Origin of the sequence: Adhaeribacter arboris, assembly GCF_003023845.1 — a bacterium.
Taxonomy (GTDB): Bacteria; Bacteroidota; Bacteroidia; order Cytophagales; family Hymenobacteraceae; genus Adhaeribacter; species Adhaeribacter arboris.
The window spans coordinates 1,141,471-1,159,199 of sequence record NZ_PYFT01000001.1; the positions used below are offsets into that span (position 1 = coordinate 1,141,471).

At 40.6% G+C, this 17,729-nt stretch carries 18 protein-coding genes; 7 read left to right on the forward strand and 11 right to left on the reverse strand.

Translation table 11 applies throughout. The features are described 5' to 3' along the window. Positions 1-87: 87 nt before the first annotated feature. Positions 88-645: a 2'-5' RNA ligase family protein gene (locus AHMF7605_RS04780; RefSeq protein ID WP_106926957.1), complete on the reverse strand. Its 558-nt coding sequence runs from the start codon at positions 643-645 to the stop codon at positions 88-90. Positions 646-863: 218 nt separating this feature from the next. Between AHMF7605_RS04780 and AHMF7605_RS04785 the strand changes: the two genes are divergently transcribed. From AHMF7605_RS04785 to AHMF7605_RS04795, 3 genes are all read left to right on the forward strand, one after another. Next, positions 864-2,807 carry an ABC-F family ATP-binding cassette domain-containing protein gene (locus tag AHMF7605_RS04785; protein WP_106933347.1) on the forward strand — a complete coding sequence of 648 codons (1,944 nt, stop codon included), beginning with the start codon at positions 864-866 and terminating at the stop codon, positions 2,805-2,807. 47 nt (positions 2,808-2,854) lie between these two features. After that, entirely contained in the window at positions 2,855-4,213 is a 1,359-nt protein-coding gene (locus tag AHMF7605_RS04790; protein ID WP_106926959.1) for a type IX secretion system plug protein, read from the forward strand. Positions 4,214-4,334: 121 nt separating this feature from the next. Beyond that, positions 4,335-5,993: a S8 family peptidase gene (locus AHMF7605_RS04795; protein WP_106926961.1), complete on the forward strand. Its 1,659-nt coding sequence runs from the start codon at positions 4,335-4,337 to the stop codon at positions 5,991-5,993. Positions 5,994-6,158: 165 nt separating this feature from the next. Here the strand turns inward: AHMF7605_RS04795 and AHMF7605_RS04800 are convergent, their stop codons facing one another. Beyond that, positions 6,159-6,551: a VOC family protein gene (locus AHMF7605_RS04800; protein ID WP_106926963.1), complete on the reverse strand. Its 393-nt coding sequence runs from the start codon at positions 6,549-6,551 to the stop codon at positions 6,159-6,161. Positions 6,552-6,877: 326 nt separating this feature from the next. Between AHMF7605_RS04800 and AHMF7605_RS04805 the strand changes: the two genes are divergently transcribed. Then, on the forward strand, positions 6,878-8,596 hold the full coding sequence (locus AHMF7605_RS04805) for a Kelch repeat-containing protein (protein WP_106926965.1): 1,719 nt from the start codon (positions 6,878-6,880) through the stop codon (positions 8,594-8,596). Between the two features lie 89 nt (positions 8,597-8,685). Here AHMF7605_RS04805 and ychF read toward each other — a convergent pair whose 3' ends face one another. The 3 genes from ychF to AHMF7605_RS04820 all read right to left on the reverse strand — a co-directional run bounded on the left by ychF (position 8,686) and on the right by AHMF7605_RS04820 (position 11,011). Then, on the reverse strand, positions 8,686-9,783 hold the full coding sequence (ychF, locus tag AHMF7605_RS04810; protein ID WP_106926967.1) for a redox-regulated ATPase YchF: 1,098 nt from the start codon (positions 9,781-9,783) through the stop codon (positions 8,686-8,688). 262 nt (positions 9,784-10,045) lie between these two features. Continuing rightward, complete coding sequence (locus AHMF7605_RS04815; protein ID WP_106926969.1) at positions 10,046-10,483, reverse strand: hypothetical protein; 438 nt, start codon at positions 10,481-10,483, stop codon at positions 10,046-10,048. A gap of 201 nt (positions 10,484-10,684) precedes the next feature. Next, positions 10,685-11,011, reverse strand: a complete 327-nt coding sequence (locus tag AHMF7605_RS04820) for a DUF3276 family protein (RefSeq protein WP_106926972.1) — start codon at positions 11,009-11,011, stop codon at positions 10,685-10,687. Between the two features lie 223 nt (positions 11,012-11,234). Here AHMF7605_RS04820 and AHMF7605_RS04825 point away from each other — a divergent pair, with 223 nt between their 5' ends. Further along, positions 11,235-12,152: a DUF58 domain-containing protein gene (locus AHMF7605_RS04825; RefSeq protein ID WP_106926974.1), complete on the forward strand. Its 918-nt coding sequence runs from the start codon at positions 11,235-11,237 to the stop codon at positions 12,150-12,152. 262 nt (positions 12,153-12,414) lie between these two features. Here AHMF7605_RS04825 and AHMF7605_RS04830 read toward each other — a convergent pair whose 3' ends face one another. Genes AHMF7605_RS04830 through AHMF7605_RS04840 form a run of 3 tightly spaced genes read right to left on the reverse strand, consistent with a single transcriptional unit; the run spans position 12,415 to position 14,621 of the window. After that, positions 12,415-13,026, reverse strand: a complete 612-nt coding sequence (locus AHMF7605_RS04830; protein WP_106926976.1) for a DNA-3-methyladenine glycosylase family protein — start codon at positions 13,024-13,026, stop codon at positions 12,415-12,417. Between the two features lie 9 nt (positions 13,027-13,035). Continuing rightward, the gene (locus AHMF7605_RS04835) at positions 13,036-13,590 is read right to left on the reverse strand and encodes a GNAT family N-acetyltransferase (protein ID WP_106926978.1); all 555 of its coding nucleotides are present in this window, start codon (positions 13,588-13,590) and stop codon (positions 13,036-13,038) included. 5 nt (positions 13,591-13,595) lie between these two features. Further along, positions 13,596-14,621 (reverse strand): threonine aldolase family protein, encoded by a 1,026-nt coding sequence (locus AHMF7605_RS04840; protein WP_106926980.1) that lies wholly within the window; start codon positions 14,619-14,621, stop codon positions 13,596-13,598. Positions 14,622-14,853: 232 nt separating this feature from the next. Here AHMF7605_RS04840 and AHMF7605_RS04845 point away from each other — a divergent pair, with 232 nt between their 5' ends. Beyond that, positions 14,854-15,051: a hypothetical protein gene (locus tag AHMF7605_RS04845; RefSeq protein ID WP_106926982.1), complete on the forward strand. Its 198-nt coding sequence runs from the start codon at positions 14,854-14,856 to the stop codon at positions 15,049-15,051. 108 nt (positions 15,052-15,159) lie between these two features. Here the strand turns inward: AHMF7605_RS04845 and AHMF7605_RS04850 are convergent, their stop codons facing one another. Next, positions 15,160-15,654 carry a metallophosphoesterase family protein gene (locus AHMF7605_RS04850; protein WP_106926984.1) on the reverse strand — a complete coding sequence of 165 codons (495 nt, stop codon included), beginning with the start codon at positions 15,652-15,654 and terminating at the stop codon, positions 15,160-15,162. A gap of 192 nt (positions 15,655-15,846) precedes the next feature. Next, positions 15,847-16,494 (reverse strand): orotate phosphoribosyltransferase, encoded by a 648-nt coding sequence (gene pyrE, locus AHMF7605_RS04855; RefSeq protein ID WP_106926986.1) that lies wholly within the window; start codon positions 16,492-16,494, stop codon positions 15,847-15,849. Between the two features lie 113 nt (positions 16,495-16,607). Between pyrE and AHMF7605_RS04860 the strand changes: the two genes are divergently transcribed. Next, on the forward strand, positions 16,608-17,288 hold the full coding sequence (locus tag AHMF7605_RS04860; RefSeq protein WP_106926988.1) for an NUDIX hydrolase: 681 nt from the start codon (positions 16,608-16,610) through the stop codon (positions 17,286-17,288). On the opposite strand, the gene coaD is transcribed toward AHMF7605_RS04860, so the two are convergent. Beyond that, positions 17,269-17,721, reverse strand: coding sequence for a pantetheine-phosphate adenylyltransferase (coaD, locus tag AHMF7605_RS04865; RefSeq protein WP_106926990.1), 453 nt, complete (start codon positions 17,719-17,721; stop codon positions 17,269-17,271). The two genes, AHMF7605_RS04860 and coaD, sit on opposite strands and share 20 nt — an antisense overlap. Between the last annotated feature and the right edge of the window lie 8 nt (positions 17,722-17,729).

Here is a 17,729-nt window from a genome sequence, read left to right on the forward strand (position 1 = left end):
CCCAAAAAGATTAAAGTATCTGCCGAAACCCGGAAAAATAAACGGGTAAAGCAGACTTTAATTCTTGTTTAGGTAATTTCGGTGAGATTAACTTATTTCTACTGGTTTAGAGTTGAACTGATACGTAGTATCCTGCCGGAACTGGTTATTTTCGCTCCTTAAAATACTAAAATTATTCAGTTCAATGTCCCAGTTATAGGTTCTTTGGTTTAGATAGGTAATTAAGGTGGGTAAAATTTCGGGAGTAGTATCGCGGAGGGCCAGAGATATATGCGGTACCCAATTTTCCGGATCGTAAAAATTGACAGTATGCCGGCTGAAAGCCCGAATACCCCGGTAAAGCTCGGCATGTACCAGGTTAAATCCATCCGCCCGGATAACCGGTACAAATATTACCGGGTGTTCGCCCGGAAAAATACCTAAACCGGTAGTCTTCACGCGAACGGATTTGGTTTGACCGGCAACCTCGCTTAAGTAAGTTTTTAATTGAGCTAATTTTTCTATTTCGCAAATCAGCCAGGTAACGTGCGGATCGGCCGTAATTTTAACCCCTTTTAAACCGAAGGTCCGTTCCAGATCGTCGATTATTTCATTCACCATTTGAGAATGCTCTGCATCCAATAAGGAGACAACCGCTACCATCATTTATTTTTAACCTGCAAACGAAAGAAAGTCCGTATTCGTTGTATTAGTTTTTAGTCCACAGTCCATGGACGGTAGACCAAAGTTGAGATTGTTAAGTTGCTAAATTGCTAAATTTTTTAAATAAATTAGTACAACCTTATAACTTTCCAACCTTAAAACCTACTGACTTGTAACTTGTAACGCATTTGCTTAGCTTTGCGTTTTTATTGCCTCCTTTCATGATTTCTATAAATAATCTCGATTTTCATTTCGGCAGCCGTACCCTTTACGAAGATGCCAGTTTACATATTAAACCGAAAGATAAAATTGGCTTAATTGGTTTAAACGGTACGGGTAAATCTACGCTGCTGCGCGTTCTGGTAGGGGAGTACAAGCCCGATAACGGGACCATTCAAATGAGTCGCGATACTACTTTGGGCTTTTTAAATCAGGATTTATTATCGTATCAAACCGAGGATAGTATTTTGCTGGTGGCCATGCAGGCATTTGAAGAAGCTTTGGTGCTGCAAAAGAAAATTGAAGAGGTACTACACCAGTTTGAAACAGATTACCGCGACGAACTGGTAGATGTATTAGCTAAGCTGCAAGAACAATTTGAAGCCTTGGATGGCTACAACATTCAGAATAAAGCCGAAGAAATTTTAGAAGGTTTAGGCTTTGGCACCGAAGAGTTACAAAAACCCTTGAAAACTTTTTCGGGTGGTTGGCGCATGCGGGTAATGCTGGCGAAAATTTTATTGCAAAAACCTTCTTTGCTCCTGCTCGATGAGCCTACCAACCACTTGGATTTACCTTCTATTAAATGGCTTGAAAATTATCTGGAAAACTATGAAGGAGCCTTGGTGATTGTATCGCACGACCGGGAGTTTCTGGACAAAACTACCAACACCACCGTTGAAGTAGCGCAGCAAAAATTAAATGTATACGCCGGTAATTATTCTTTTTACCTCGAAGAAAAAGAATTGCGCAACGAAATTCAGAAAGGAGCTTTTGAAAATCAACAATCTCAGATTCGGCAGGCCGAACGGTTTATCGAACGATTTAAAGCCAAAGCCTCTAAAGCCAAGCAAGCGCAAAGCCGCGCTAAAATGCTCGATAAACTGGAGCGAATTGATGATGTAGCCAGCGATGCTCCCAAAGTAAATTTTAAATTTCAGTTTACGGTGCAACCGGGCCGTCATATTCTGCGGCTGGAGCACATGAGTAAAAGCTACGGCGAGAAAATGATTTTCCGGGATACCCACGTAAATATTGAGCGAGGTGATAAAATTGCTTTAATTGGGGCGAACGGTAAAGGTAAATCCACGCTTTTGCGCATTATTGCCGGCGACGAACAAATTAATGGTAAGCGTCAGCTAGGCCATAACGTAATAATGGCCTTTTACGCCCAGCACCAGTTAGAATCTTTACACATTGAAAATGAAATTCTGCAGGAATTAATAGAAGCGGGCAGCAAACGTAACGAAATGGAATTACGCGGCGTATTGGGTTCTTTTTTATTTACGGGCGATGCGGTTTTCAAAAAAATTAAGGTTCTATCCGGGGGAGAAAAATCAAGGGTCGCTTTGGCCAAAACCTTAATTTCAGAAGCAAATTTTCTTTTGCTCGATGAGCCTACCAACCACCTGGACATGCAATCGGTTAATATTCTGATTCAGGCTTTAGAGCAATACGAAGGCACTTTCGTGGTGATTTCGCACGACCGTTACTTTGTAGAAAATGTGGCAAACAAAATCTGGTATATCGAAGATTATCAATTAAAAGAATATCCGGGAACCTACCACGAATACGAATACTGGCAAGAACAACGGGAGAAGAACAACCGCAAAAATGGAATTACCATAGAAAAGTCAGTAGCTAGTAAACCCCAAACTGTTAAAACCATTGCACCTACCGGCAACATGGTTAATTTGCAACAAGACTTAAAAAAATTGAACCAACAGTTGAAAGAGGTAGAAAACCAAATTGGTGAATTAGAAAATAAACAAGTAAACCTGGAAAACCAATTGGCTGATCCTAAAATATACGGTAACTCTTCGCGATTGCAGGAAACGACGCAGCAATTTGAAATTCTAAAAAAGGAACTTGAACGCAAAAATACGCTGTGGGAAGAAACCGTACAGGCCATTGATGAATTGGAAAGTCAAGTAAAAAAATCCTGATAAAATAAACCAAATGGGGGTGTCCGTTCGTTTTCTTACCTTTACGTATGATGATGAATAGACCCCCATTTTATTTACTCCTCGCTCTTTTCAGTTCTTTATTTTGGGGCCCAACTTGTGTTCCCGTGGAGCAAACCACTGCCTCATCGGGAGCTACTTCCGGGAAATCGGAATATTATGCCTCTACTGCGCTCCGCTACGAAGATTTCGTGTACGATCCTACCATCAAATCGGTGCAATGTTATGTGCAGACCGGTAATGCCGAAGAAGTATTTAATGCTCCGGTAGTGCCTCTGGTGCAAACTGAACCCATCATGCTGGAATTTGATCAGTTAAATACGCCTCAGCAACGATTTACGGTTAAATTTGTTTACTGCAATCTTGACTGGACCGAAGCACGCTTAACCCAAATTCAGTTTATGGACGAGTTCAATGAATTTTATATAACAGATGCTTTATCTTCTTACAATACCAAAGTACCCTACTTTCATTACCGCTTTCAGTTACCCCGCGTAAAACTTCCCGGTAACTACTTGGTAGTTGTAACCGATAGAAGCGGCAATCCAATTATTACCCGGCGCCTGTTGGTTTACGATAACCGGGTTACGGTGGCAGCAAAATCGGTTTTACCGGTAGGAACCGAAGAAAGGGCCACGAATCAACAAATAGATTTTAATATACTCTACCCGGAATATCCGGTTGTAAATCCTTCGCAGGAAATTAAAGTGGTGCTGCGCCAGAACAGCCGCTGGGATAATGCTAAAACTAACTTACGTCCTTCTTTTGTGCACGACACGCAAAAGCGACTGGAATATACTTTTTTTAACGGAGCCAGCAGTTTTCCGGGTTTAAAAGAATACCGTGGTTTTGATGATCGTAATCTACGAGGCCGGGGCTTTAACGTAGAAGCCGTTAGTTTAGAAGCAAACCCGGTAGAGGTAAAATTGTACCCCGAAAAAAATCGTTCCCGCGAAGTGTACTCCCAGGACGTAGATATAAACGGTAAAATGGTGTACGAGAACCGGCGATTTGGCAGCACCAATACCGGCGACCCCGATTATGTACTGGTAACTTTTGCCCTGGCAGCGCCTGATCCGGTTCCCGGCGATGTTTATGTATTTGGGCAACTGAGCGATTGGAAACTAACGCCGGAGTTTAAATTAACGTACGTGCCGGCTGCGCAGCAATACGCCGGGAAGATTATGTTAAAACAAGGATATTACAATTATTCCTTCGCGCTACAAGTGGCTAATCAACCGCAAAAGGCCAACGAAGCTTATTTTGAAGGCAGTCATTTTCAAACCCGTAATACTTACGATGTGCTTGTTTACTACCGTCCGCCGGGTACCCGCACCGATTTATTGATTGGTTATCAATGGCTCGAAACCAATGGTACCCGCCGTTAAAACTAGGTTAAATCTAATTTAATAATTTACGTATATTCTAAAAAGCTTTTTTCCTGTTTATAGAAAGTAACCACTAATTAGTCGGTTTTCTATTTTTTCTTCATCTTAAGTTTACAATTAAATGACTTTAAAATATTTAGCTTTATCTGGGTTAGTAGCCATTTCTACTATATCTAATACTGTACAAGCCGATACCGGCCACCGCGAGCTCCGCAAAAAATATCAAAAAACCTTAATTGCTGATTCGGTTGCTTTAAAAGCGCCGCATAATTGGTTTAACCTAGATTTTACTGATAATAAAGTGTTAGGCGTGAGTACCGAAAAAGCCTACGAACGTTTACAAAATCGCACTTCCCGCACGGTAGTAGTTGCCATTGTTGACTCCGGAGTGGACATTAAACACGAAGATTTACAAGGTATTATTTGGGTGAATCCCAAAGAAGTAGCCGAAAATGGGGTAGACGACGATAAAAACGGGTATGTGGACGATATTAATGGCTGGAGCTTTTTAGGAGGCAAAAATGGCCAGAATGTAAAAGACGATACCTACGAGCTTACCCGGCAATATGCCCGCTTGCGCAAGGAGTTTGAAAATAAGAAAAAGATTAAGCGTAAACAGAAAGAAGAGTACGCTCAATACCAAAAAATTAAAGCCGATTACGAAAAAGAAGTAAAAGATGCTCAGGCTCAGGCGGCCGATTTTCAAAAATTTTACGATACATTTAAACAAGCTGAATCCATTGTACAAAAGCACTTAGGCAAAACTGATTTTACTCCCAGCCAGGTAGAAGCCATAAACTCTTCGGATATGCGGGTAATGAAAGCAAAAGCTTTGCTGCAATACGCGTATGAAAATAATTTGGAAGAAGAAATTAAAAATGCGGCGGAGCATTTCGATTACGTTTTGAAAATTGGTTTGAATCCCGATTTTGATCCTCGCTCAATTGTGGGTGATAAATACGACGATATAAACGATAAATATTACGGCAACAACGACGTAATTGGTCCCGATGCCGACCATGGTACGCACGTAGCCGGTATCGTAGCTGCTAACCGTCGCAACAATCTGGGGATTAAAGGAGTGGCCGATAATGTAAAAATTATGGTAGTCCGCGCCGTTCCTAACGGCGACGAAAGAGACAAAGATGTGGCCAACGCTATTTATTACGCCGTAAACAACGGGGCCCAGGTAATTAACATGAGTTTTGGTAAATCTTACACTTCCAATAAAGAAGCCGTAGATGCCGCTATGAAATACGCCGAGAGCAAAGGAGTATTGCTGGTACATGGCGCGGGTAACGACGGGGAAAATCTGGATCAGGCGGCTAACTTTCCTTCTCGCACCCTGAAAAATGGTCAAACTTTACAAAATTGGCTGGAAATAGGGGCGACGGCTTGGGAAAACAATGAAAAGTTTGTAGCTAATTTCTCGAATTACGGCAAGCAATCGGTGGATGTATTTGCTCCGGGGGTAGATATTTATTCTTTAGGACCTAACCAAATCTACCAGGAACATAGTGGTACCAGTATGGCTTCGCCGGTTACGGCGGGAGTAGCGGCCTTATTATTTTCTTATTTTCCGGAATTAACGGCCGTACAAGTGCGGGATATTATTTTAAAATCTTCGGTGAAATACCCTGATTTACAAGTGGTTAAACCCGGCTTATACCAAAAAAAGGAACCTGGTCTGGTTCCTTTTGGGTCTTTGTCCATTACGGGTGGTATTGTAAATGCTGATGAAGCTGTGAAAATGGCAGAACAACTTTCCGCACAGAAATAATAAAAGAAAGTAACTGCGTAAAAGGCCAGCCATTTTAAGCTGGTCTTTTTTATTTAGCCGGTTTACTAAGATAAATATTTAAAGCTAATTCCACTCTATAGCTTAGCTAATACTTTTTTGTAGTAAATACGCAATAATAAAATTTTTACCAGTTAGAGGTATGATTTATTCATTGGGCTGAATGAAATCCCAGAGATTCCCGTATAAATCTTTAAATACGGTCACCATTCCAAAGGGTTCCTGCACCGGTTCCCGCACGAAGCTGATGCCTACTTGCTGCATGCTTTCGTAATCCCGCCAAAAATCATTGGTGTACAAGAACAAAAATACCCGGCCCCCTGTCTGGTTACCAATGCGGCTTTTTTGTTCGTCGGTGGTTGCTTTGGCCAGTAACAATCGGCATCCAACGGAACCCTTTGGAGCAATAATTACCCAACGTTTAGTTTCGGATAAAACAGTATCTTCTATTACAACAAAATTTAATTTTTGGGTGTAAAATTGAATAGCTTCGTCATAATCTTCTACTACTAAGGCTATTTGTCCTATTTGTTGTGCCATGCTGAAATTGAAATATTGATAATGGTTGAATTAGATAACAAATTAGATTTAATATGATATCTAATTAAAATAAACTAACTTAAACTTATATTAATACAAAAATTTATTTGTTGTGAAAAATTTTAGCGGTAAATACGAGCACTTCCGCATTATTTTCAATTCAATTTAAAAATAAATAATTCTTAACGGCGCGTTGATTCTGCTATTAGCTTACTCTGTATAGAACGAAGCAATTTATTTCATGGATGGCAAACATCTATATTAGATAATGAAAACTTGATTAAAAACCAGAATTTCTTTTAAGGGAATTTTACAACTTAATAGCTATGAAAAAAAACTTTAACTCCTTCTTTACTCAGAAAATTAGATTGGGTAGTGTTTTATTTTTAGCGCTATCTTTTACTTGTTTTGCATTTAGCAGTAGTACTCTAAAGACCGTTCATGCTGCGCTTGCCTCCACTGGAAGTTGGGTGTCGGTTAGTCCTTCTTCCGGCTCGGCTACTGCCCGGCACGAAGCCAGTTTTGTACAAGCCGGCAATAAGTTTTATTTACTAGGAGGCAGAGGCATCAAGCCGGTTCAGGTATTTGATCCCCAGAATAAAACCTGGACAAGCAAAGTAAATACGCCCATCGAGTTGCATCATTTTCAAGCAGTAGCTTTAGACGGCTTAATTTACGTAGTAGGAGCTTTTACGGGATCTTACCCACGTGAAAAACCGGTAAGTACCATTTACATCTATAATCCGGCCACTAACAAATGGATTACGGGGGCTACCATTCCAAGCGCCAGGCGACGTGGTTCATCGGGAGTTGTCGTTTACAATAAAAAAATTTACCTCGTAGCGGGCATCAAAGATGGACATTGGGCCGGTCACGTCAATTGGGTGGATGAGTACAATCCGGCTACTAATACCTGGCGAATCTTAGCCAACGCTCCGCGGGCCCGCGATCATTTTCAGGCAGGAGTAATTAATGGCAAAATATACATAGCGGCCGGACGCCGGTCTTCAGCTAGTACCAATCAAACGTTTACCCTAACTGTTCCGCAAGTAGATGTATACGACTTTGCAACGAATAAATGGGCTTCTTTACCCAGCAGCAGTAATATACCCACGCAGCGAGCCGGAACTGCCAGTGCTGTTTTAGGCGAAGAGTTAATCATAATTGGCGGTGAAAGTGGTTCCCATTCTACCGCCCATAAACATACCGAAGCCTTAAATGTAAGCACCAAAACCTGGCGCCGATTAGCCGATTTGAAGCAAGGCCGACACGGAACACAGGCCATAGTGAATAATAATAACATTTACATAGCGGCGGGTTGTGGCAATCGGGGTGGAACTCCGGAGTTAAATACCCAGGAAGCATTTTATTTTAATTCTCGCACGATACCAACCGGATCAGCTATTACCCAAAGCAAATTAGCCGTTCCCACCAGCTTAAGCTTTGGCACCGTAGCCGTAAATGCATCCAGCAGCAAAACTGTTACTCTTACCAATACCACGGGTAACCAAGCCGTTGTTATTTCTTCCGTAACTAAATCAGGGGCCAGTGCTTTTACTTTTAGTTCGCCTTACGCCTTACCATTTGTACTTGCTCCGGGTAAAAGTGTTAGCATCAATGTAAAATTTAGCCCCAAAGCTTCCGGAAGTCAATCAGGTAATTTAATTATTAAGCATTCTGGTCAAGTTGGTAGTGCAACCATTGCTTTAAGCGGAGCCGGTAAAAGTACAGCCGCTAAAATTAATCGTGAAAATGAGACCGAAAGCAGTTTTACCACAAAGGAAATTTTAGTTGCTTATCCGAATCCTATCACCAATCAACAATTTAGCGTAAATCTTCCGGAAAAAGTAGTAGGAGAGATGCCTTTTATAATCGTAAATTCTTCAGGCTCGGCAGTAGTTAAAGAAAAACTACATATTACTGTTCCCACTTCCACGTTACCATTTAACTTAACTAACCATTCTTTAAATTCCGGGATGTATTACCTGAAAATAAATGAAAATGGGAAAAACTATTTAATAAAGATATTAATAACTAATAATTAACCTGTCTTTATAAATTTAATGCTAAGCAAAAGAGCCAGCGTAAAGGTCTTACGTTGGCTCTTTGCTTAGTATTAGAAAATCTAAATTTCTTATACGTTAAATCGGAAGTGCATGATATCGCCATCCTGCACTACGTAGTCTTTCCCTTCTACCCCCATTTTACCAGCTTCCTTAATTTTAGTTTCGGTTTTGTACTCTTGGTAATCGGGTAATTTAATTACTTCTGCCCGGATAAAACCTTTTTCAAAATCAGAGTGAATAACCCCGGCCGCTTGCGGCGCTCTCCAACCTTTCTGGATAGTCCAGGCGCGAACTTCTTTTGGCCCAGCGGTAAAATAGGTAATCAAATTTAATAGATTATAAGAGGCGCGAATCAACTTGTTTAAGCCAGATTCTTGTAAACCATATTCGGCTAAAAACATTTCTTTTTCATCCGGGTCGGTTAACTCCGCAATTTGCGCTTCAATGGCCGCTGAAATAACTACTACTTCGGCATTCTCGTCTTTTACGTGTTGTTTTAGCGTTTCCACAAATTTGTTCCCGGACGTAATAGAAGCTTCGTCTACGTTGGCAACGTAGATAACCGGTTTTAAAGTTAATAATTGCAGATCGGCTACGGCTTCCAGGTCTTCGTCGGAGGCGGCTAAAGACCGGGCATTTTTACCACTTTCCAAGTGCGCTTTAAAAACTTGCAGCGAAGCGAATTCTTTTTTCGCTTTGGCATCACCGGCTTTAGCGGTACGTTCCACTTTCGCAATTTTTTTGTCAATAGATTCCAGATCTTTTAATTGCAGCTCCGTATCAATTACTTCTTTGTCAAATATTGGATCTACTCCGCCCGCTACGTGTACAATATTGGGGTCGTCGAAGCACCGTACTACGTGAATAATAGCGTCTACTTCCCGGATATTGGCTAAAAATTTATTGCCCAGACCTTCGCCTTTGCTGGCTCCTTTTACCAATCCGGCAATATCCACGAATTCAATAATGGTAGGAAGCACCCGCTCCGGATGCACTAATTCTTCCAGAATTTGCAACCGCTCGTCGGGCACGGTTACCACACCCACGTTGGGCTCAATAGTACAAAAAGGGTAATTTGCCGACTCCGCTTTAGCACTGGAAATGGCATTAAATAAAGTTGATTTCCCGACATTCGGCAAGCCGACGATTCCGCAACGTAATCCCATGAAAATAGTATATGCTAGGTTTTTAGTAACAAGTTTTCAGAAAAATAATAAAGCAGTTGAAACAAGATTGTTAATGAAATCTGTTTGATAAGATGCTGTTTACTTCTTTTCCCTTAATTTAAATTTGGGCGCAAATATAACTACAATTTCGTTAGCACACCTATAACTACCCAAATCACCGTTTTAAATCAGGATAAGAAAAAATTTTCTAACGTAAATAAGATGTAACGACTCGTACTATTTAACAGAAGTTGTACGGAAATTAAGTTAAAAACAGAAGGGCTAGAATCAGAAAACCCAGGGCATAAAGGCCATACACTTTTTTATCGGAGGAGGTAAAAAAGCCAATAGCGGCGGCAATAAAAGCAAAAACAGTTTGCAAGCCAATTATCCGGAAAAGAGCTGAGTTAATTATACCGTTTGTTTGCTGCCGGATAATAAAACCAGCGTCCATTTCCGGGTCATCTATGTATTTCCAACCCTTTTTTTTAATTTCCGCTTGTTTTTCGGTTTGTATTTCTTTATCAATTTTGGGATAAAAGAGGAGGCGGTAACCTAAGAATGTGATAGCTAAAAAACAAAATAAAACAAAGGGCCCTTTTACCAACCGGAAGGGATTTTTAAATAAAAAAACTAACCCAACATTTAGAATCAACAACAGAAAAAGAATAAGTTTCAGGTTAGTAATAAACGAAACCATTATTTAGAATTTAGGAAAGAGTTTTATAAAGGGAAGAATTCTTTTAAAATAAAAAAGGCAAATGTATAGAGACCTACTATGAGGTAATAAATTGAAAGATCAGAAAGTTAATAAGCCCGGATGCCTTATCGTAAAATAAAAAAGCCCACGCAAAGCATGAGCCTCATCCAAGCTAACATCCGTTAAAAACCTAAATAGTACCTATTCCCACTTTAACTCGTCGTCGAGTGTGGCTGGTTCCGTGGCCTGTTTTTCCAGTTCAGCCAGGATGTCCTCGGTGAGGAGTTCTGTTTTAACGTGGTCGATGGTACTTTGCAAGGCTTCCACAAATTTAGCGAAATCTTCTTTGTACAGGAAAATTTTGTGCTTCTCGTACGAATAAGTATCGTCTTTGAATTTACGTTTGCTCTCTGTGATGGTAAGGTAATAATCGTTTGAACGAGTAGATTTCACATCAAAGAAATACGTCCTTTTCCCTGCTCTTATTCGTTGTGAATAAATTTCAGCTTTTTCGTTGTTCTCTTCCACTTTTCTCTATTTTCTGGTTTAGATATAAGGCTAAAGTAGTATATTGTTATGATTTATAAAAATTTTCAAAGTTAAATTTAGATTGTTTTTGTAAATATATTTTCCGGCTTACGTATTAAGGAAATTATTTCAGCCGGATTTCGTTAAAAATCAGGGTAAATATAACTGGCAAACCTGGTGATTGTTTATCTTACATTCTACTTTCTGAAGCTACCTGCTATCGATGAAAAATACGCCCACTATTGATTTGGCCGCTATCCGCCGGTTTGAGAATCTTGAATTTTTAGCTAAACAATTAGTAGCCGGATTTATTACCGGTTTGCACCAATCTCCTTACCACGGGTTTTCGGTGGAGTTTTCGGAACACCGGCTCTACAACAGCGGCGAAAGTACCCGCCACATGGACTGGAAAGTTTTTGCCCGGACCGATAAATTGTTTGTGAAGCGCTACGAAGAAGAAACCAATTTGCGTTGTCATTTACTAGTCGATGTTTCACCTTCGATGTATTATCCGGTGGAAACTTACGGTAAAATTGCCTTTAGTGCCTTAAGTGCGGCCGCCATTGCCGTAATGCTTCAAAAACAGCGCGATGCGGTAGGTTTGGTTACTTTTTCAGATAGAATTAATTTGCAAACGCCGGTAAAATCGACGAGTACGCACTTACATACTTTGTTGCTCAATCTACAGCAGGTATTGCAGCAACCTACGCCTACTAAAACCACCGAAACGGCCACGGTGATTCACCAAATTGCGCAGCAAATTCCGAAACGCTCTTTAGTAATTATTTTTAGCGATATGTTGGGCCGCTCCGATGATTCCTCGGCCCTATTCGCGGCATTACAGCATTTAAAGCACCAGAACCACGAAGTATTGCTGTTTCACGTAATGGACAAACGCACCGAAGAACAATTTGAGTTTGCCGAACGCCCCTATACTTTTGTGGACGTTGAATCCGGTGAAGAAATTAAGCTGCAGCCTTCGCAGGTAAAAGCGCAGTATCAAGCGGCCATTAACCAGTTTAAACAGGATTTAGCTTTAAAATGCGGCCAATACAAAATTGATTTTATTCCGGTAGATATTTCGGAACCCTTCGATAAAGTACTGCAATCTTACTTGATTAAACGGGCAAAAGTAAAGTAGTTATTAGTCCACAGTCAACGGTCCACGGACGATGGATTAAAGATGAATTGCTGGATTATTAGTTCTCCTGGAAAGACAAGATACTTCCTGGGTTTTCGCAAAAATATCAAAATGCCCACTTTTGAAGGCGTAGGGGAATAATGAGTTAGTAAAAACGTTCATTTGGCAAAAGGTCTGACTTCTTTAGATCCACTTAGAAACTTTATTTTAATTATAACTTTTCAACAATCCAACAATTCATCAATGGACTGTCGACTGTGGTCTATTGACTAACATCCAGCGACTGCCATAAGTATTTACAGGCAATACTCCGGTAGGGGCGCCAGTTTTCCGCAATTTCGCGCATTTGGGCGAATAAAGTTTTACCGGTAGCTTCTAAACCGTAGGCTTTTTTCATCGCATTTTGAATACCTAAATCCAAAACCGGAAATACATCCGGCCGGTCTAAAGCAAACATTAAAATCATTTCTACGGTCCAGCGGCCTACTCCTTTAATTTGGGTAAGATGCGCAATTAAGGCTTCGTCCTCTAAGGCATTCACAAATGCATGTTCCAGTTGTCCGGTTTCTTTAAAAGCGGCTACGTTCCGGATGTAATTTAATTTTTGGTAAGATAAACCCACACTGCGCAAAGTGTCATCGGGTAAAGCTTGCAGCAATTCTGGATACGGGTATTGTTCGGGAAAAAGATTTAAAAAACGGTTTTTAATAATGTTGGCTACTTTTGTGGAAAGTTGCTGACTAATTATAGAACTAAGTAAACTCAGATAAATATCCGTACGCGCCGATGATTGGATAACAGGCCGGCCCTCCATAATACTAGCCAGAATTGTATCCCGCATTAAAACAGATTGCCAATCTAAAATAAGAGTCATAAACTTCTATTAAGCAATTAAGGTCAAATCTTTACTTAAAATCAGATTTTGATACGGAATGCCTGACACGTAAAAAGTATAATTTTGGCGCGGCTTAAAACCTAACTTCTCGTAAAAAGAAAGCGCTAGTTGATTGTTTTGCCAGACAGATAACCAGATTACCGCATACTCTTTGTTTTTACAATGGTTTTCAACGAATTGGTAAAGTTGGTGGCCAATACCTTGCCCAATGTAATTTTGCAAAACATAAATCCGCTCTAGTTCAGTAGCATTACCATTTTTAAGAACTTCCGGCGGGCGATCATCCCTGACTTTAGCATAACCCACCGGAGTTTTTGCTAAAAAAACTAAAAAGTAAGTAGCGGCATTTTGTTCTATTTCGGAGGTTATTTTTTCTTTTTGAAAAGCAGCGGCCAAATAGGTGAGCATGGCTTGTTTGGGTACTACTTTATAAAAAGTTTCTAAGAAAGTTCTCCTACCCAATTCTGCTAAAACAGGTGCATCGACCGGTTCGCCTAACCGAATAATTAATTCTGCTTCGGAGAAAAGTGGGCCAAGTGGCATTTCATTTAAAATTTTAAATTTAGTAATACGTGTAGGGTGTGATCTAACATATCATCGGTAAAATCTAAATGCGTTACCAAGCGAATACTTTGCGGACCAAAATCTAAAGCTAATACATTTTGTTCCGCCAACTTCTGCAGAAATTGTTTCTCGGTAATTTGGTCTATTAACCTAAAAATAACAATGTTGGTATCTACGGGTTGAATACTTTGAACAAAAAAACAGTTCTGCAGGGTTTCAGCTAAGATTTTTGCTTTTACGTGATCTTCAACTAAACGACTCACGTGATTATCTAAGGCGTAAATACCGGCGGCAGCCAAATAACCCGCCTGTCGCATTCCACCGCCAAAAACCTTACGGATGCGCCGGGCTTTCTGAATAAATTCTTTACTCCCCACTAATACCGAACCTACCGGAGTTCCTAAACCTTTGGATAAGCAAACCGAAATGCTATCAAAATATTGGCCATAGAATTGGGGCTGTTCATTGGCGGCAACCAGCGCGTTAAAAACCCGAGCGCCATCTAAATGAAAAGCTAAATTGTTTTCCTGACACACTGCGGCAATTGCCGCAATTTCAGGTAAAGTATAGTAAGAACCGCCGCCTTTATTAGAAGTGTTTTCCAAAGAAACCAGTTTCGATAAGGGATAGTGGATATTGTTGGGCCGAATGCCACTCCGGACCATTGCGGGAGTGATTTTACCGCGTTCACCGTGTAATAAATAAACCGATGCTCCGGAGTTAGCAGCAATTCCACCGCCTTCGTACTGGTAAATGTGAGAAGTATAATCGCAAATAACTTCCGAAAGCGGTTCGGTATGAGCTTTTATAGCAATCTGATTCGTCATGGTGCCGGAAGGGCAAAAAAGGCCGGCTTCCAGATTAAATAAGTGGGCTGTTTTTTCTTCGAGCGCGTTTACGCTTGGGTCCTCACCAAAAACATCGTCGCCCACGGGAGCAGCAAACATAGCCTCTAACATGGCAGGTGTAGGCCTCGTAACGGTATCGCTGCGTAAATCGGGTATAAGCATGCGTAGATTAATAAACTTTAAATAGAAGGTTAATATAAAAGGTAAAATTACGGGTGGGTTAACCTACTTGCAACTTCTTAAGCTAGTATATTGCCGGTAAGGCCCTATTTAACTAGCCAAAGAAATAAATAGTAGAAATAACAGAGTAGGGACTTACAGGCTTTAAAACAGAATTTTTTGAAAATGTAAAATTAAAATCTTAATTTTGCGGTTCAATTATAAAATTAGAAAGATGGCAGTTACCAGACTTAAAAGAAAAGATCGTAAAAATAAAGCAAGAGCCAATAACAAGCAGCGTATCATCAAGCAATTATTAGCTACTCCGGTTATTAAAAATGTAGATGTAGAAGCGCTCAAAGCTCAATTTTCAGTTTCAACCCCCGCTACTACAACTGCTACAGCTACCACTACCGAAGCAGCTGCTGAGTAATTTTTCTTACGTTAACTTTTTCTTGTGAAGTTAACTGCCTCCTGCTTTCGGTATATATCTAAAAAGATTTGAATAAGTGTATTTGCTCCGGCAGGTACACTTTTTATTTTAAGCCCGTTTTCCTAATTCTACTACTTTTAATTCGCTTATCTTTCCTTCGTTTATATTAAAGGTAACCAGCGTTCGTATTTTATGAAAACCATGTCGGCCGGCCGCTCCTGGGTTGATATGTAATAAGTGATTGGTTTTATCGGGCATAATTTTAAGAATATGCGAATGCCCGCAGATAAACAATTGCGGCGGATTTACTTTAATTTCTGCCCGAATGTCCGGATTGTATTTACCGGGGTAGCCACCAATATGCGTCATTAACACATCCAGTCCTGAACAAGTAAACCGCAAAGTTTTAGGATGAATGGAACGGATAGTTCTATCATCAATATTGCCGTACACGCCGCGAAGTGGTTTTAAGGCCGACAGTGTTTCTGAAACAGCTACATCCCCAAAATCACCGGCATGCCATATTTCATCACAATCGTGTAAATGCCCTAATATCTGCTCATCCAAATAACTGTGTGTATCCGAGAGCAGGCCGATTTTCATAGGTGTTGGTTAGAAAGTTGAAAAGTTAGAAGGTTGGAAAGTTGAAAAATTAGAAGGAAAGTTGAAAAGTTAGATGAATATGGTTATGAAGTTTTTTGCGGTAAACTAGTGCCTGGAAAATACTCGCATGCTTGCTAAAAGAAACAAAAAAATTTATCTAACTAGAAAATAACTTTTCAACTTTCTAACCTTTCAACTAATAACTTTCCCCCAGGTTGCCGGACTTTTGCGCCAATCGGAGAGGGTTTGTAAGGCGCTGGCCGTTATGTAGCCTTGCTCCAGGGCAATACCTAATAAGTTTTGATAATTGCTTAAGGTATAGAAAGGAATGCTGGCTTCGGTAAACGTTTTGGTGGCTACCTCGAAACCGTAGGTGAAAATGGCAACCATTCCTATAACTTCGGCACCGGCTTCCTGAACGGCTTTGGCCGCCTTTAACGAGCTTCCTCCCGTAGATATTAAATCTTCCACTAACACTACTTGTTGGCCTTCCCGCAATCTTCCTTCTATTTGGTTACCCATTCCATGACCTTTTGGCTCCGGACGAACGTATATATAAGGCAGATCGAGGACATCGGCCACTAAGGCTCCCTGAGCAATACCAGCTGTGGCAACTCCCGCAATTACTTCGGCCTGCGGAAATTGTTCGGAGATTAATTCGGCTAAACGTTTCTTAATAAAAGTACGAATAGTGGGGAAAGAAAGCGTAACGCGATTATCACAATAAATGGGTGAGTTCCAGCCAGAGCTCCAGGTAAAGGGGTTATCCGGGCGAAGTTTTACCGCTTCGGTCTCGAGCAGGAACGAAGCTACTTTAAGGGCAGTTTCCGACTTTTGCATGACCGAAAGTACGTAATAATTTTTCAGTTTTTTTACGAGCTCTTGTTTTTGTTTCCGGATTATTCTTTATTGATTTGTAAAAACAATATTTACCTTCAGCTAAAACTTTCTCGATGAACGTTTTCATTAACGATATTCCTCTGATTATTAAAAGAACCAGTGAGAAGGTATTTAAACACCATTACGACTTAATTCTGGACGAAAGCTCTTCTTTTACTTCTAAAGATTTAGTAGGAGATGTTCTTATCCGGAATGTGGGTGACGCTACTATCGACCGGATGGTGCGGCTAATGGAAGTTAAAAAATTAAAAAAATTAAACTCCCTTACCTTAATTACTGATAAAAAAAACCGGCTCATCCGGCACCTGAAAGATCAGTTTAAAATTGTGAAAGCCGCTGGCGGATTAGTGGTGAAAGAAGGTAAAATCTTAATGATTCATCGCTTGGGTATGTGGGATTTGCCGAAAGGTAAATTGAAAAAAACGGAAGATGAACGCGAAGGGGCTATTCGGGAAGTAGAGGAGGAGTGCAACATTCGAGTAGAAACCACCGATAAACTGCCTAAAACCTGGCATTCGTACGCTTATAAAGGCAATAAAATTCTGAAAAAAACCAGCTGGTACGTGATGAATTGCCTGGATGATTCGATGATGAAACCGCAAGCCGAAGAATTTATTGAAGAAGTAAGATTTATGACCCCGGAAGAGGTAGAATCTGTTTTACCCGAAGCTTATGCTTCCATTGCTTTTATCATTCATTATTACCTCCGCGCGGCTAAATCCGGAATGGTATAAAAGCATCTACGTTGCCGCCATAAGAATGAATTTCGCGGATAATAGACGAACTAATTGCGGCCAAGGGTGGCGAAGTAATTAAAAAAACCGTTTCTAAACCTGGATTTACGTGGCGATTGGCCTGGGCAATTGTATTCTCGTATTCGAAATCCGTGGTATTGCGCAATCCCCGCAGCAAAAAACGGGCTCCTGTTTCCCGGGCAAAATCAGCGGTTAAACCTTTGTACGCTTGTACCCGAATACGCTCATCAGATTTAAATAAATCAGCAATTATTTCTACCATTTTTTCTACGGGCATGTAACGTTGTTTCGTGCTGTTGTTGCCAATGGCAATAATTAACTCATCGAACAAGGCTGCGCCCCGTTGGACTACATCTAAGTGACCGTTGGTAAAAGGGTCAAAAGATCCTGGAAAAATAGCAATGCGCTTCATGGAGAGTA